Origin of the sequence: Mucilaginibacter limnophilus (assembly GCF_004005815.1) — a bacterium.
Classification (GTDB): domain Bacteria; phylum Bacteroidota; class Bacteroidia; order Sphingobacteriales; family Sphingobacteriaceae; genus Mucilaginibacter; species Mucilaginibacter limnophilus.
On sequence record NZ_SACK01000001.1, the window covers coordinates 292,882 to 309,608 of the forward strand.

Below are 16,727 nucleotides of genomic sequence, written 5' to 3' on the forward strand. Positions count from 1 at the left end.
TAGAAAAGAATTATGAAGAAGCAAAAACCAATAATATTAGTGCTGCTTGCTACAGGAATGTTTCTGTTTGCTTGTAAAAAGTATGAGCCGGTTCCGGTTGACAGGGTAACTATTGATTTTATATTTGACAAAAATGACTCTGCGGGTACCAAAGCTGAAGCCTTTTTGTTAGGTGTTTACCGTGTTATGAAATTTGGTCATGGCCGTATATCAGACAGCTACCTTGATGCTGCATCTGATGATGCTGTAACATCAACTGCAGAATCAAATGATTTAACCATACTTTCTACCGGTAGCTATTCGTCAAACAGTATGCCCGGCAGTGAAGATGTATGGGATGATTTTTATATTGGCATTCGCAGGGCCAACATCTTTATTAACAATATAGATGCGGTACCTACTAACCTGAAGGAAAGCAATAATCTTTTAAGAAAATACAACTGGAAAAGCGAAGCACGCTTTCTTCGCGCATATTTTTATTTCGAATTGTTAAAACGTTACGGCGGTATTCCAATTTTAGGTGATAAGGTGTATCAACTTGACGATGATGTGGCGTTACCAAGAAACAATTTTGAAGATTGTGTAAACTATATTGTTAGCGAATGTGATGCTATTAAAGATTCAATACTTGTGGAAAGGAAAGATCAGGATAGCCACAGGGCTACCAAAAGGGCAGTACTTGCTTTAAAATCAAAAGTGCTGCTGTATGCTGCCAGTCCTTTGTATAATGAAGGAGTTACTAATCCGTTACTTGGATATGTTGGCGGCGACGTAAAAGAACGCTGGGTACGTGCAAGGAATGCAGCTGCCGAAGCTTTACTTGTAAACCGGACACTGCTTCCTGACTTCCGGAATGTGTTTCTTACCCCAAATAATGAAGAAGTTATTTTTGTGAGGGCCATTGAATCGTCAGACAATAGCGGTAACTCAGATAATATAGAAGAAGCACAAGCCCCAATAAATTTCCCGGCGCCTGTTTCCAGAGGTGCAACAAGTCCTACTCAAGAGTTTGTTGATGCCTTTACTATGAGAAATGGCTTGGCTATTTCTGATCCTCAATCAGGTTACAACGATAATAATCCTTATTTCAATCGTGATCCAAGGCTTGATTATACAGTTTTCTACAACGGCTCAACCTGGGTAGGAACAAATACTGCTACCAACAAGGTAGAAACATTTGAGGGCGGCAGAAGCAAGCCAAATGGCACCCAGATACAAACCCGTACAAGCTACTACATGCGTAAATTTATGGGTAAATGGGAAGGTGCTGAAAAGTTTGATAATCACTGGAGTGACTGGGTAGTTTTCAGAAATGCTGAATTGTATTTGAACTTTGCAGAAGCGTCAAATGAGATTGACGGGCCTAATGCACCTCTTTTAAAACAGGATTTACGCGAATTGCGTAAACGCGCGGGTATAGCTGAGAACACAGCAGGAGTAGCAGGCACTTATGGCATACGGGATAACATTAGCCAAACTGAGATGCGTGACTTGATAAGAAACGAACGCCGTACAGAACTGGCATTTGAAGAACAACGATTTTTTGATATAAGAAGGTGGAAAATAGCTGAGACAGTAATGAACCAGCCAAGGCAAGGATTATCAATAATCAAATTAGGTGAAACCTCATACGAGTATAACAGGGTAAATGTGCTGCAAACCAAGTTTGAAGCTGCACAAAATAAGATGTATTTCTACCCAATACCATATGTAGAGGTTTTAAAGAACCCTAATATGAAACAAAACCCGGGTTGGTAAACAAAAAAAATTAGCTTAATTAATTTAACTGAACAGTTATGAGAAAAATAATACTCATTTTCCTCTTTATAGTATTAGCACTGCCATTTGCCTATGCGCAAAATAAAACAATCACCGGCAGTGTACGTGATGTGGGTGGTATATTACCGGGCGCCTCGGTTGTAGAAAAAGGCTTGCCAACAAATGGTACCGTTACTGATGGCAACGGTAGGTTTAAGATAACGCTTAGAGGTACATCAAACGCTATTATAGTAAGATATATAGGCAATGTTGACCAGGAAGTAAATGTAGCTGGTAAAACCAGTGTAGACGTTATACTTGCGGCAAACAGCAAAGGTTTGGATGAAGTAGTAATTGTTGGCTACGGCAAAAGTACAAGGCCTACCAACACCGGTTCTGTGAGTTCAATTTCTGCAACTGAAATACGTACCGTACCAACTGCTAACGTACAAAACGCGCTAACAGGTAGATTACCCGGTTTCTTTTCCCAGCAGGCATCTGGCCAGCCCGGACGTGACGCTTCTGACTTTTTCATCCGTGGTGTAAGTTCATTAAACACGGATGGTAACAAGCCGCTTATCATTGTTGACGATATTGAATATACTTATGAGCAGCTTCAACAGATAAACGTTAACGAGATAGAAAATATCTCTATTTTAAAAGACGCTTCAACAACCGCGGTATATGGTGTTAAAGGTGCAAACGGTGTATTAGTTGTAACAACACGCCGAGGTAAAAGTGGTGCACCAAAATTTAACTTCCGTTTAGAAAGTGGTATCCAGGCTAATACACGTACACCAAAGTTTCTTAATGCTTATGAATCTGCTTTGCTGATTAATGAAGCACAGACAAACGATGGCTTGCAACCTATTTTTAATAATGATCAATTGGCATTATTGAACAATGACAATGATTTTGACGGATACCCGAATGTAGATTGGTATAACAGCCTGTTTAAGAAAAACACATATCAGGTTAACTCAAACCTTGATATATCAGGCGGTACCGAAACAGTTAAATACTTTATATCGGGCGGTGCGCTTGTTCAAAATGGTTTAACAAAAGATTTTGCTGATGCGCAGGATTTAGTAAATACATCTTATAATTTTAAACGTTATAATTTCCGCTCAAACCTTGATTTAAAGGCAAATAAAAACTTAACATTCAGGTTTGACCTTACATCACGTTTTTCTGATTTGAACCAGCCCCGTAATTTAAATGTGTTGGGTGAGGTATATGATTTTACCAAAATCACGCCTTTTAGTGCGCCATTTTTAAACCCTGACGGTAGGTTTGCTTATGCACGCTCACAGTTTAACCCGGGCCAATTACCTACAATTAATGCTCGTTTAGCTACTGGTGGTTATGATCATCCTCGCCGTACCGACTTTAACGTATTAGTAAGCGGTACTCAAAAGCTTGATGATTTTACTGAAGGCTTATCGGTTACAGCAAGGCTTGCTTATTCAAGCAGGGAAGAGTTTACCAAAGGTACTGTAGGAAGTGCTCAATTTCCTTATTATTACTATAATCCTGATCCTTCTATTACTAATGAAGCACAACGCTACGAATTAGGCCCTGGTGCAAAATATGTTTATGAGCCATACACTTATGTAGGTGGAACCAACATATTTACAACAAACACCAACATCCAGTTTTTTGCCAACTACGACCGTACTTTCAACAGTTCACATCACTTCACCGGTTTGGCTTTATTTAATCAAACCTCAGAAACATATTATACTTACCCGTTGCTTGCTGCAGATAGGGTAGGTGTACCACAAAAGTTCAGAGGTATATCCGGTAAGTTGGGTTATGATTACAAGCAAAAATTCTTAATTGATTTCAACGCTGCGTATAACGGTACTGATCGTTTTGCGGCCGGCAAACGTTATGGTTTCTTCCCTGCGGTAGGTGTAGGTTACCGTCTTGATCAGGAAGAATTCTTCAAAAAGGCATTACCAACGTTTAGCCTGTTCAAACTTAGAGGTTCATACGGTCTGGTGGGGTCTGATGCCGCTCCGAACAACAGATATGTTTATCTGCAATTTTATAACAGCGGTGCCGGCTACAATTTTGGTGAAACGCCAAGGTCAACAGTATCGTACTCAGAGGGTAATTTAAGTAACCCGGGTGTAATTTGGGAAAAATCGAGGAAAATGGATATAGGTTTGGATGCAAACTTCCTTAATAACAAATTCTCGTTCACATTCGATTATTTCCGCGATATCAGATATGACCAGATCATAGTACCTAAATCAGTATCACAAATACTGGGTGTAGATTTGCCTGCCTCAAACTTGGGTAAAACCCTTAACACCGGTTTCGACGGTCAGTTAACCTATACTACATCATTTGGTAAACTGCAGTTCAGTTCGGGTTTGGTGTTTTCGTATGCTAAAAACACTATCCTGAACATGGATGAGCCGCCATACGTTGCAGCTAACCGTAGATTAACAGGTTACTCTATAGGCCAGCAAATTGGTTATGTGTCTGAAGGATATTACTCTCAGGCTGAAGTTGATGCGGCAAAATCTTATTTAACCAGCAACCCTGTAGGGGGAGGTATTCCTGTTGCTGTGCCGGTATATTCCATTGATCCAACAAGTACTGACTTTATAAAAGCAGGTGATTTGAAATATAAAGACCTTAATGGTGACGGATTGATAGACCTTCGTGACCAAACGCAAATAGGCCGCCCGAATTTGCCTAATACAAACTTAGGTTTAAACCTGGGCTTTAGCTACAATGGTTTCAGCTTAAGCATATTATTCCAAAGCTCGTTTAACTACAGCTTTGCTGTATTGGGTACTGGTATCGAGCCATTCCAAAGCCAGTTCCAACCAATACACCAGGAACGCTGGACACCAGAGAATGCTGAGAATGCTAATTTCCCAAGGTTAACACGTAATCCTACTAACCTTAACAGCCCGTCAGCATATTTTTCTGATTACTGGTTGTTAAATGCTTTCTACCTGCGTTTAAAAACAGTTGACTTTGGTTATCAACTGCCAACTAAAATGTTACCTTTTAAACTTAACAACGCACGTATATATTTAAGTGCTTATAACTTGTTTACCTGGACAAACTTCCAGAAATATCAGCAAGACCCTGAAGTTGCTACTAACACTGCAGGCGATGCTTATATTAACCAAAGAGTAATTAACCTTGGTTTGCAAATAGGATTTTAAAGGCAATATAGTTCCTATAAAAAAGCACCGTGTAAGCGGTGCTTTTTTATATTTATAATTCATGTTTCCTACAATTTCAGACTTAACAGAATACTTATTCAGGGTAAAGTTTCCTATACCTGTTTACACGTTCGGTTTTTTTGTTGCACTTGCCTTTATTTCAGCATACAAGGTGTTTGTATCTGAATTTAAACGAAAAGAAAGGGAAGGATTAATACATGCTTTTCAGCGCAATGAAATAACTGGTTTAGCGCCACGGCCTTTAGAAATTGCAGTTAACGCCCTGCTGGGTTTTGTATTGAGCTATAAATTGGTTTATATTATAATTAACTATAAAGCTTTTTCTGTTGGCCATAGGGAAATTTTATTTTCTATACAAGGCAACTGGATAACAGGTATTGCCGGATCCATCATATGGGGATACTGGATATACAGGGACAGAAAAAAAGAACAGCTTTCTGTACCCCGCACAATAAAAAAGGTTGTGCATCCTTATCAACTGATGCCGTTAATTGTGTTCTCTGTTGGCTTTTGGGGCTTTATTGGCGCAAAACTGTTTCATTTGCTCGAAAACTGGAATATGTTTATTGATGATCCGGTTAGAGAGTTATTTTCAGCAAATGGATTTACGTATTATGGTGGGTTAACATTTGGGGCATTATCTTATTTATACATTGGTTTCAACAGAGGTATGAAATTAGTGCATCTTGCCGATATAGGCTCACCCGGAATGATGCTTGCGTACGGAATAGGGCGTATTGGTTGTCACTTATCAGGAGACGGCGACTGGGGAATAGTAAATCATCACCCGAAACCCGACTGGTTGCAATGGCTGCCCGATTGGGCCTGGTCATACAACTTTCCGCATAACGTTATAGAATTTGGTGTACAAATCAAAAATTGCTTTGGGAACTATTGTTATCAGTTGCCGTTTGGCGTTTATCCAACTTCATTATATGAGGCAGTAATATGCATCGGATTATTTGCTTTTTTATGGTTTATCAGGCGCAGTTTAACCATCCCCGGCCTAATGTTTAGTTTGTATTTAATTTTAAATGGGCTTGAACGATTTTTGATTGAACAGCTAAGGGTAAATAACAAATATAAAATAGGAGCTATATCTATCACACAGGCAGAAATAATCGGTTTATTGATGATGCTAGGCGGTTTAACCGGATTAGTCATCATAGGCCGCAACCTTATAATGTACCGGCAAAAAGCATCAACTAATTTATAGGTTTAATAAATCGTGTTTGCTAAATCAATTTATTTGTTAGTTTTGCTGTTATAACAACGGTTACCATTTACCGAAAATCTGTTACTTAATGTTGAGAAGAATACTTATTGCCGGCGCCATGTTAGTTGCAGGCAAACTTTACGCACAAGATGCCGATTTAGTGAAGTATGCCAATACCTTACAAGGCACCAATTCAAAGTATGAACTTTCTTATGGCAATACATACCCGCTGGTTTCGCTGCCGTTTGCCATGAACACGTGGACACCGCATACCGGCCCGAACGGTGAGGGTTGGAAGTACCAGTACTTTGTGGATGTGATACGCGGTTTCCAGCAATCACACCAATGCAGTTCATGGGTTAACGATTATGGTGTTTACAGCCTGATGCCTGTTACAGGTAAGCTTGTTGTGAAGGATAACGACAGGGCATCGAAATTCGACCATAAGAACGAGATAGCCAAACCGCACTATTACAAGGTTACTTTTGATAATAAGATAACTACCGAAATGTCGCCAACTGAGCGTGGTGCGCATTTGAAATTTACTTTTCCAAAAGGTAGTGGCTCGTACATTGTGCTCGACGGTTATACCAAAATGAGCATGGTAAAGATTCTGCCGAAAGAACGTAAAATAATCGGCTGGGTAAACAACGTGCGTTGGGCGCCTGATAATTTCAAAAACTATTTTGTAATCCAGTTTGATAAGCCGTTTAAAGCTTACGGTACCTGGGAAAACAAAAATGGCGAAATATGGGCCGGTAAGCTTGACGGCGAAGGCAGTGGCATAGGCACATACATTCAGTTTAAAGACGGCGAAACCGTACAGGTTAAAACAGCTTCATCATACATTAGTAATGATCAGGCTGAAGTAACACTGGCACGTGAGTTAGGTAAATACAAGAAGTTTGAAGACACCAAAAACGCTGCCTTTAATATATGGAATGAGTTTTTCCATAGGGTAGAGGTTGAAGGCGGTACTGAAGCCGATAAAGCAACTTTTTATTCATGCCTGTTTCGCGCAAACCTGTTTTCACACAGCTTTTTTGAGTATGACAAAAGCGGCAAGCCATATTACTATAGCCCGTACGACGGTAAGCTGCACGACGGTTATATGTATACCGACAACGGTTTTTGGGATACTTTCCGTGCACAGTTTCCTTTAAATACCATTATGCACCCTAAAATGCAGGGCCAATACGTACATGCGTTGGTTGAGGCGCAAAAGCAATGCGGATGGTTCCCGTCATGGTCGCAACCAGGCGAAACCGGTGGCATGCTTGGCAACCATGCGATATCTCTGATAACTGATGCCTGGGTTAAAGGTATTCGTACCGTCGACCCTAAAGAAACTTTGGCTGCTTATTACCACGAGGCTACCAACAAAGGTCCGTGGGGAGCAGCCAACGGCCGGCCGCATTGGAAAGAATATTATCAGGCAGGCTTTATTCCTTATCCGGAATCAGAGGGATCACTTGCACAAACGCTTGAATCGGCATATGATGATTTTTGCGGTTATCAACTGGCCAAACAAACGGGCAATGATTTCTATGCCAATGTATTTTCACGTCAGATGTATAACTACAAAAACCTTTACGATCCGTCAACCCGCTTTATGCGCGGTAAGCAGATTAACGGCGAATGGGTAAAAGATTTTGATCCGCTTGCCTGGGGTGGCCCATACACTGAAGGTAACGCATGGCATTGGCAGTGGTCGGTTTTTCATGATATACAAGGTTTGCAGAACCTGATGGGCGGCGAAAAGAATTTTGCCGATAAGATTGATTCAGTATTCAGAATGCCAAACACTATCGTCCCCGGCAAATATGGCGTGGAGATTCACGAAATGACAGAAATGAAGCTGGCCAATATGGGACAGTATGCACATGGCAACCAGCCTATACAGCACATGATCTATCTGTACAACTATGCACGCCAGCCCTGGAAGGCGCAGTACCACGTACGCCAGGTAATGGACAGGTTGTATAATGCCAGTGAAAGCGGCTTCCCCGGCGATGAAGATCAAGGGCAGATGTCATCATGGTATGTGCTGAGCGCGCTGGGTATTTACAGCGTTTGCCCGGGTACCGATCAGTATGTTATCGGCAGCCCGGTATTCAACAAAGTAACCATCACACTTGAAAACGGCAAAAAGTTCGTTATTGAAGCCAATAACAACAGCAAACAGAATGTGTATATTCAATCGGCTACGTTGAACGGTAAAACATATAATCATAACTTTATCAAACACAGCGATATCACAAATGGAGGTGTGTTGAAATTTGAGATGGGTAACAAGCCAAATACATTAAGAGGCATAGCTGACGATGATAAGCCGTTCTCGTTATCGGCCCAAACTGTAAAATAAGAGTACAATCAACCAAGTATAAATGAGAAGAAAATTACTGGCAGTTTATGCAGCTGCATTTACATGGGCGAGTTTTAGCTACGCGCAAACAGGCATCAATTATGCTGATAAAGTAAACACGCTGATAGGTAATGAAGGCAAAGGGCATGGTGTAAACGAGCGTTACCTTGAAGCAGGTTATACCTTCCCGGGCGCTTTGTATCCAATGGGACTTGTGCAGTTTACGCCGACTTTTTTTGAAGCTGATAGGGGCTTTGTTGTGAACCAGTTAAGTGGAGCGGGTTGCGACCATATGGGTAATTTCCCGTTATTACCATTACATGGCGAACTGAAAGAATCGCCAAAAGGGATGACAGGTTTTAAACCCGGTTACAAAGTACAAAAAGCAGTAGCCGGTTATTACAGCGTTAATCTTTTTGATAATATACAGGCTGGCTTAACCGTTACCAAGCGTACAGGTATGGCGCAGTTCACTTATCCTGCAAAAGATAAACGTGCTACTGTAGTAATCGGTTCAGGAACCAATGCTACCAAGCTTAGTGAAGCATACATTAAAATCACCGGTCCAGGCATGTGCGAGGGCTATGCTGATGGCGGCTCGTTTTGCGGCCCTGAGCAGCCGGTTAACTACCGAGTGTACTTCGTAGCACAATTTGACGCCGCCCCGGTAGCATCAGGTACATGGAAGGATGACAAAATATCGGCAGAAAAATCCGCTTCAGGACCGGGCACGGGCGCGTATTTTACTTTTAATGTGTCGGCAAAAAAAGTAATCCGTTACAAGTTTGCCATTTCATATGTGTCGCTGGCCAATGCCAAACTAAATCTAAAAGCTGAAAATACAGGATGGGATTTTATCACCACAAAAAACAAAGCACAAGCGGCCTGGAATAAATATTTAGGTAAGATTGAAGTATCAGGCGGGAGTGCCGATTTAACAACGCAGTTTTATACCCACCTTTATCATGCGCTGGCGCACCCTAATATTTCAAACGATGTGAACGGTGAATACATTGGTGCTGATTATAAAGTACATAAAACCAAAGGGTATGATAATTACACTTCATACAGCAATTGGGATACTTACCGTACGCAAATACAGTTAATGGCACTTTTAGCACCTAAGGAAGCAAGTGATGTTGTAAAATCGACCATAAACTTTGCTAATGCATCGGGTGGTGGTTTGCCGCGCTGGGTTATGGCCAGTACCGAAACTGGTATTATGCAAGGCGACCCGACTTCAATTGTAATTGCCAATGCCTATGCTTTCGGCGCTACAGATTTTGATGCGAAAGAAGCTTTAACCGTAATGCGACGCGGTGCAGAGGTACCCGGAACTAAATCACAGGACAGGCTGACACGTCCGCAGTTGGAACAGTATCTTGAAAAAGGTTATTGTGATGCCTCACGCAATTTGGAGTACACTTCTGCCGACTTCGCTATCGGCAAATTCGCGTTAGATGCACTTGGCGATAAAGCTACTTACAATAAATATCTTGAGCGTTCACGCTGGTGGAAAAATCTGTATGATCCGTCAACCAAGTGGCTGCGGTCACGCAATGCCGATGGCAGTTGGAAAGGTCAGAACGACGACATGCGGGAGGCCAGCTACAAAAGCTACTTCTGGATGGTGCCTTATAACCTGAGAGGAATTATTGATACCATTGGCGGTAATGAAGCTGCCGACCAGCGCCTCGACGAATATTTTTCAAAACTGAACGCCAACTATCATGAAGAGTGGTTTGCGGCAGGTAACGAGCCCGATTTCCAGGTGCCATGGACGTATAACTGGATTGGCAAACCATGGAAAACGCAGGCGCTTATCCGTCGAATTGTTAAAGAGCAGTACACCAACCGCCCCATGGGTTTACCGGGTAATGACGATTTGGGCGCTATGGGTGCATGGTATGTGTTTGCCAATATTGGTTTATTTCCGGTGGTGCCTGCTTATGGCGGTTTCTCGGTAAACAGTCCGGCTTTCCCCCTTATCAAAATTCATTTAAAAGGCGGCAAAACGCTTACCATCAAAGGCGGTTCGGAGGAAAAACCGTATGTTGCAGTACTTAAAATCAATAACAAAAGCTGGAACAACCCATGGATACCGTTGAGCGAATTTAAAAACGGCGGAACTATGACTTTTACGCTGACAGAGCAGCCTGACAAAAAATGGGGTATAACAGCTGAGCAACCTTCGTTTAAATAAAAATACAACCAATTAGTATATGAGAAATCTTTATAAAGCAATGCAGGTGGTGGTGTTCTTCCTGCTAATTGGCGGGCAATTGCATGCGCAAACTGCACAAACCAACCTTCCGTCGTGGGCGTTAGGACCATTTGTAAGGCCTGAAGGTGTTAACCCTGTTATTAATCCTGATACAGCTTCACGTTTTTACTGCCCTATGCAGAAAAAGGAAGCGCAGTGGGAACCAAGTGATACCTTTAATCCGGCCGCTGCGGTAAAGGGCGATAAGATATATGTGCTTTATCGTGCCGAAGATCATTCGGGCGAGGGGATAGGCCAGCGTACTTCACGCATCGGTATAGCTTCGAGTGCTGATGGTATCAGCATGAAAAAAAACGACGCTCCGGTTCTGTATCCGGGTGAAGACAGCCAGAAAGAATTTGAATGGCGCGGTGGCTGTGAAGACCCACGCGTAGCTGTAACAGCTGACGGCACTTATTTGATACTATATACTCAGTGGAACCAAAAAGTGCCCCGTTTAGCCGCTGCTACTTCAAAAGATCTGCTGCATTGGACGAAAGCCGGTCCTGTTTTCCAGGACGCGTACAATGGTAAGTTTTTTAACCTGGCTACCAAATCAGCATCTGTGGTTACCAAAGTTGTTAATGGTAAACAGGTAATTACTAAAATAAACGGCAAATACTTTATGTATTGGGGCGAAGAAAATGTTTATGCCGCTACCTCAACCGACCTGGTGAACTGGGAGCCGCTAATTAACGCCGACAGTACTTTGAAGAAACTGGCCTCTCCGCGTGAAGGATTTTTTGATAGTCAGCTTACCGAATGCGGTCCGCCGGCTGTTATGACCGACCGTGGAATTGTGCTGTTATACAATGGCAAAAACAACGCCACTGGTGGTGATAAAAACTACACAACCAACGCATATTGCGCAGGGCAGATACTGTTTTCAGCTACTGACCCAACAAAGATACTTCACCGTTTAGACAAGCCTTTTCTGATTCCTGAGGCATCATTTGAGAAAAGTGGCCAGTATCCTGCCGGAACTGTATTTATTGAAGGACTGGTTTACTTTAAGAACAAATGGTTCCTTTACTATGGTTGTGCCGATTCGCGTGTGGCAGTTGCTATATACGATCCTGCTAAGCGTAAATCAGTAAAAAAATAAGCTTTGATGATAGGATAAGTTCATAGGGTTTTGTTATTAATAAACCGTTTTATTTTTGTCATAACGACAATTATTATAACTTAGAGGCCTCATTAAACCACAATATCCTATGAACTTAAACATCAAAGCCGGTTTACTGCTGTTATGCAGTATGGCGTTTAATGCTGTGCATGCGCAGGAGCGTAAGGCACCGGCATATCCTTTGATTACTCACAATCCATATTTCAGTATATGGTCAACAACCGATGAATTAACAGCTTCGTCAACCAAACACTGGACCGGTACCGATCAATCGTTATTAGGCCTGATAAGCGTTGATGGTAAAGTTTACAGGTTCTTAGGTAAAGAATCACAAACTTACAGGACAATCTTGCCTGCTTCAGACGAGGCTGCTTATACTGTAAAATATTCTGAAACAAAGCCTGATGGCAACTGGATGGAAGAAGGTTACAGCGATGCGGCCTGGAAAACCGGTGCCGCGCCTTTTGGTGATAACGCGGGCGCCGCTAAAACCGTGTGGAAAAGCAACGACTTATGGGTTCGTCGTACGTTTAACTTCGCCAAACGTGATATCAACAAGTTATTTTTAAAGCTATCGCATGATGATAATGTAGAAGTTTATCTGAACGGCGAGAAGATATTTGAGCGTACAGGCTGGACTCAGGATTTTCAAATGATTCCTGCCGATAAGTTCAAGGATAAACTGAAAGAAGGCAAAAATGTTATCGCCGTGCATGTGGCAAATACAGCAGGCGGACAATGGCTTGACTTTGGTTTGGTTGAAAAGGAGAAAGAGAAAGCGCAAACCATACAGTTGGCCAAACAAAATTCAGTTGATATAAACGCTACCCAAACCATCTATAAATTTGAATGTGGTAAAGTCGACCTGAAACTGACCTTTACTTCGCCGTTACTGATGAGTGATCTGGGCATACTGGCGAGGCCGGTATCATACATCAGTTACAATGTAAAATCAAATGATGGCAAAGGTCATGAGGTAAAAGTTTACCTGGCTGCATCTACAGATATTGCGGTTAACCGTTCTATTCAGGAAGTAAAAGCTACTAAGTATTCAACTGCTAAGTTATCAATATTAAAGGCAGGTACTATCGAGCAACCAATATTGCAAAAACGTGGTGACGATTTGCGTATTGATTGGGGATACATGTACGTCGCGGTACCAAAACCATCAGGTACATTACAATTTATAACTACCGAAGGCGAAGCCGCCAATGCTTTCAGAAACGGCACAAAAACGTCAACTGCTACTAAAGGTAAAAAGCTTTCATTAAACACAGTAATACCGTTTGGTAGGGTTAGTGGTACTGCGGTTGAAAAGTTTGTAGAGATTGGTTACGATGACATTTATTCAATACAATACTTTAAACAAAACCTTCGCCCGTGGTGGAACACCTCAGGTAAAGAAACTATTGAAGGCCAGTTAACCAAGGCTGCTGCGGAGTATAAATCAGTAATGCAAAAATGCGACGCGTTCAACAAACAGATGTATGCTGACGCTCAAAAATCAGGCGGTAAAAATTACGCTGATCTGTGCGTATTGGGATACCGCCAAAGCATTGCAGCACATCAATTAGTGAAAAGTCCGCAAGGCGATTTGCTTTGGTTGTCTAAAGAAAATTTCAGCAATGGTTCTATAAATACAGTAGACGTTACTTATCCATCGGCGCCGCTTTATTTGATTTATAACCCGGGGTTATTGAAAGGTATGCTTAATGGTATTTTTTACTATAGCGAAAGCGGAAAGTTTCCTAAAGATTTTGCTGCGCATGATTTAGGTACCTATCCGCTGGCTAATGGTCAAACCTACGGTGAGGATATGCCAGTAGAAGAATCTGGAAATATGATAATTCTTACCGCCGCTATTGCGAAAGCTGAAGGTAGGGCTGATTATGCAAAAAAACACTGGGCAGTATTAAGCAAGTGGGTAAACTATCTGGTAAAAGAAGGCTTCGATCCCAAAACACAACTTTGTACCGATGACTTTGCCGGTCACCTTGCACGTAACGCCAACTTATCAGTTAAAGCCATTGTAGGTATTGCATGCTATGCTGACCTTGCTGAAAAGTTGGGTGAAACTGCTACTGCAGAAAAATATCAGGCCATTGCTAAAGACATGGCCGGCAGATGGATGCAGATGGCTAATGATGGCGATCATTACGCGCTTACGTTTGACAATAAAGGTACCTGGAGCCAGAAATATAACCTGGTTTGGGATAAGGTATTAGAGCTGAACCTATTTCCGCAGGAAGTGTATGACAAGGAAATAAAATACTATCTCACGAAACAAAACGCTTTCGGCCTGCCTTTAGATAGCCGTAAAACTTATACAAAATCCGACTGGATTTTATGGACAGCAACGTTCGCTGCTAATCCGCAGGATTTTGCAGCGTTGATTGACCCTATTCATAAATTTGCGCTTGAAACGCCATCGCGTGTACCTATGAACGACTGGCACGAAACTACCGACGGTAAAATGGTAGGCTTCCAGGCACGTAGCGTTGTGGGTGGGTACTTTATGAAACAGCTGTACGACAAAATGCACGCTAAATAAACTATACAAACGAATATATACGTTTAACACTAAGCGGCGCTTACTTAATAAGCGCCGCTTTCCTTTTGTAATGTTATTTATACAATTGATTATTTGAGCAATAAGGCCCGCTTTTTTGAATATTTATATTACTTTTAGCCCCGCTGCACGCAGCCATATTATAACCGCTAAACTGTTTAAGCTATCATGGATCAAAAACCTAAACTAACCGAGAAGCAGTACTATGTAGTATTTGCGTTTGTCACGTCGTTATTTATGCTATGGGGCATCGCCATCACTATGGGCGATGGTTTAAATAAACATTTTCAAAACGTACTTGGTGTAACAAAGTCGCAATCGGGTTTGGTACAGTTGTCCATTTTTGGCGCATATTTTATTATGGGCATACCGGCAGGTTTGTTCATGAAAAAATATGGTTATAAAAGTGGTGTGTTGCTTGGATTAGCATTATATGCTTTAGGCGCTTTTCTATTTGTTCCGGCTGCTGAGTCTGTATCGTTTGGCTTTTTCAGGATAGCTCTTTTTGTGTTAGCCTGCGGCCTGGCTACGCTTGAAACCGTTGCCCATCCATTTATTGCTTCTCTGGGTAGTCAAAAAAGCAGTGATCAGCGTGTGAATTTTGGGCAGACATTTAACGGCATTGGTGCTGTAGTAGGTCCTCTTATTGTCAGCACATTTATATTTTCGGGCGATGACAATTCACAATCCGCGGGTATGGATAAAGTGAAGCTGGTATACATAGCAATAGGATGCGTTATAACCCTGGTAGCTATTATATTTTCGTTTATTAAAGTTGATAAAAATCTTACCGATCCGCATGTAATTGCCACTGATACTTATGCTATTGCTGCCGAAGAGAAACCATCATCAAAACTTATACATCAAAAACACTTTGTATTCGCGGCCGTTGCACAGTTATTTAACGTTGCTGCACAAGGCGGTACCTGGGCGTTTTTTATAAACTACGGGCACGAAGTGTTAGGCCTTTCAGACGCAGTGGCAACCAATTATTTCTCAATTAGTATGGTGCTTATGATGCTTGGGCGTATTGTGGGTACTGCATTAATGCGCTATGTAATAGCTCCGCATAAATTACTAACTATTTTTGCCGGTGGAAGTATTTTAATGTGTGTTATAATAGCGCAGGGCTTAGGCTGGGTGTCATTTACAGCCCTTTTAATGCTTAACTTCTTCTTCAGTATCATGTTCCCAACCATATTCAGCTTAGGTTTAAAAGACTTAGGCAAGCACACCGAGCAAGGTTCATCATTCATTGTAATGGGTGTAGTTGGCGGTGCTATTTTTCCTTATTTTATGGGCAAGATCGCCAATACCGACGTGGCCGCATCATACTACCTGCCAATCATTTGTTATACGGTGATATTCTTCTTTGCATTTTTATATCCTAAGCTTAATAAGAACGCTGCGTAGTACATTGGAAGCGCTGAGGTTACAAGCTTATAATTGTTGTTAATAATTATTTATAATTGTAAACCATACACCATCCGTTTAAAAATCAGATATGCAGAAATATACCAACGCCAAAAAAGTTTTAGTAGCTACCGATTGTATAATTTTTGGCTTTGACGGATGGAACCTGAAATTGCTGCTGGTGCAACGCAACATTGAACCTGAAATAGGACGGTGGAGTTTAATGGGCGGTTTTATGGAACCTGATGAATCACCTGATGCCGCCGCTAACCGCGTACTTGAACAACGTACAGGGCTTAAAAATGTGTATATGGATCAGCTGCGGGTTTTTGGTAATCCGGACCGTGATCCTGTTGAACGGGCGTTATCCATAGCTTATTTCGCATTGATTGACATTCATCAGTATGAAAAACAGCTTAGTGATGAATACCATGCCGAGTGGTTTTTACTGGATGAAGTACCGGAACTGATTTTCGACCACAATGAAATGCTAAAGCTGGCGCATAAGCAATTAATGTATAAAGCTGCGCTGCACCCTATATTATTTCAGTTACTTCCCGAAAAATTTACTATTCCACAATTACAGGCTTTGTATGAAGGTGTATTTGAAACCAAATTTGACGACCGAAACTTCAGTCGTAAGCTGCTTTCAACCGGGTTGTTAGTTAAACTTAACGAGAAAGATAAACAATCTTCAAAAAAAGGCGCTTTTTATTATACGCTTGATAAATCACATTACATCAAAAACTTCAACGCGTTTCTGAATCTGGTGCCTAATCCCGATAAGTTTTTTTAAAGCTATTAT

Annotated in this window: 9 protein-coding genes; all 9 read left to right on the top strand. The window is 41.6% G+C overall.

From position 1 onward, the window contains the following. Positions 1–12 precede the first annotated feature (12 nt). The 9 genes from EOD41_RS01315 to EOD41_RS01355 all read left to right on the top strand — a co-directional run bounded on the left by EOD41_RS01315 (position 13) and on the right by EOD41_RS01355 (position 16,718). Entirely contained in the window at positions 13–1,758 is a 1,746-nt protein-coding gene (locus EOD41_RS01315; RefSeq protein ID WP_127702977.1) for a RagB/SusD family nutrient uptake outer membrane protein, read from the top strand. A 38-nt stretch (positions 1,759–1,796) separates the two neighbouring features. After that, positions 1,797–4,949, top strand: a complete 3,153-nt coding sequence (locus EOD41_RS01320; RefSeq protein WP_127702978.1) for a SusC/RagA family TonB-linked outer membrane protein — start codon at positions 1,797–1,799, stop codon at positions 4,947–4,949. Positions 4,950–5,010: 61 nt separating this feature from the next. Then, positions 5,011–6,186 (top strand): prolipoprotein diacylglyceryl transferase, encoded by a 1,176-nt coding sequence (locus tag EOD41_RS01325; protein WP_127702979.1) that lies wholly within the window; start codon positions 5,011–5,013, stop codon positions 6,184–6,186. Between the two features lie 88 nt (positions 6,187–6,274). After that, positions 6,275–8,551, top strand: a complete 2,277-nt coding sequence (locus EOD41_RS01330) for a GH92 family glycosyl hydrolase (RefSeq protein WP_127702980.1) — start codon at positions 6,275–6,277, stop codon at positions 8,549–8,551. A 22-nt stretch (positions 8,552–8,573) separates the two neighbouring features. Further along, positions 8,574–10,754, top strand: coding sequence for a GH92 family glycosyl hydrolase (locus tag EOD41_RS01335; protein ID WP_127702981.1), 2,181 nt, complete (start codon positions 8,574–8,576; stop codon positions 10,752–10,754). Positions 10,755–10,773: 19 nt separating this feature from the next. After that, positions 10,774–11,919, top strand: a complete 1,146-nt coding sequence (locus EOD41_RS01340; protein ID WP_205780467.1) for a glycoside hydrolase family 130 protein — start codon at positions 10,774–10,776, stop codon at positions 11,917–11,919. 109 nt (positions 11,920–12,028) lie between these two features. Further along, complete coding sequence (locus EOD41_RS01345) at positions 12,029–14,491, top strand: glutaminase family protein (protein ID WP_127702982.1); 2,463 nt, start codon at positions 12,029–12,031, stop codon at positions 14,489–14,491. Positions 14,492–14,677: 186 nt separating this feature from the next. Beyond that, positions 14,678–15,922, top strand: a complete 1,245-nt coding sequence (gene fucP / locus EOD41_RS01350; RefSeq protein WP_127702983.1) for an L-fucose:H+ symporter permease — start codon at positions 14,678–14,680, stop codon at positions 15,920–15,922. A gap of 91 nt (positions 15,923–16,013) precedes the next feature. Then, positions 16,014–16,718 (top strand): NUDIX hydrolase, encoded by a 705-nt coding sequence (locus EOD41_RS01355; RefSeq protein WP_127702984.1) that lies wholly within the window; start codon positions 16,014–16,016, stop codon positions 16,716–16,718. Positions 16,719–16,727 lie beyond the last annotated feature (9 nt).

Excerpts from the sequence above, each read along its gene's own strand:
- EOD41_RS01315 (WP_127702977.1), top strand. The coding sequence starts at position 13 with ATGAAGAAGCAAAAACCAATAATATTAGTGCTGCTTGCTACAGGAATG.
- EOD41_RS01320 (WP_127702978.1), top strand. The coding sequence starts at position 1,797 with ATGAGAAAAATAATACTCATTTTCCTCTTTATAGTATTAGCACTGCCA.
- EOD41_RS01325 (WP_127702979.1), top strand. The coding sequence starts at position 5,011 with ATGTTTCCTACAATTTCAGACTTAACAGAATACTTATTCAGGGTAAAG.
- EOD41_RS01330 (WP_127702980.1), top strand. The coding sequence starts at position 6,275 with ATGTTGAGAAGAATACTTATTGCCGGCGCCATGTTAGTTGCAGGCAAA.
- EOD41_RS01335 (WP_127702981.1), top strand. The coding sequence starts at position 8,574 with ATGAGAAGAAAATTACTGGCAGTTTATGCAGCTGCATTTACATGGGCG.
- EOD41_RS01340 (WP_205780467.1), top strand. The coding sequence starts at position 10,774 with ATGAGAAATCTTTATAAAGCAATGCAGGTGGTGGTGTTCTTCCTGCTA.
- EOD41_RS01345 (WP_127702982.1), top strand. The coding sequence starts at position 12,029 with ATGAACTTAAACATCAAAGCCGGTTTACTGCTGTTATGCAGTATGGCG.
- fucP (WP_127702983.1), top strand. The coding sequence starts at position 14,678 with ATGGATCAAAAACCTAAACTAACCGAGAAGCAGTACTATGTAGTATTT.
- EOD41_RS01355 (WP_127702984.1), top strand. The coding sequence starts at position 16,014 with ATGCAGAAATATACCAACGCCAAAAAAGTTTTAGTAGCTACCGATTGT.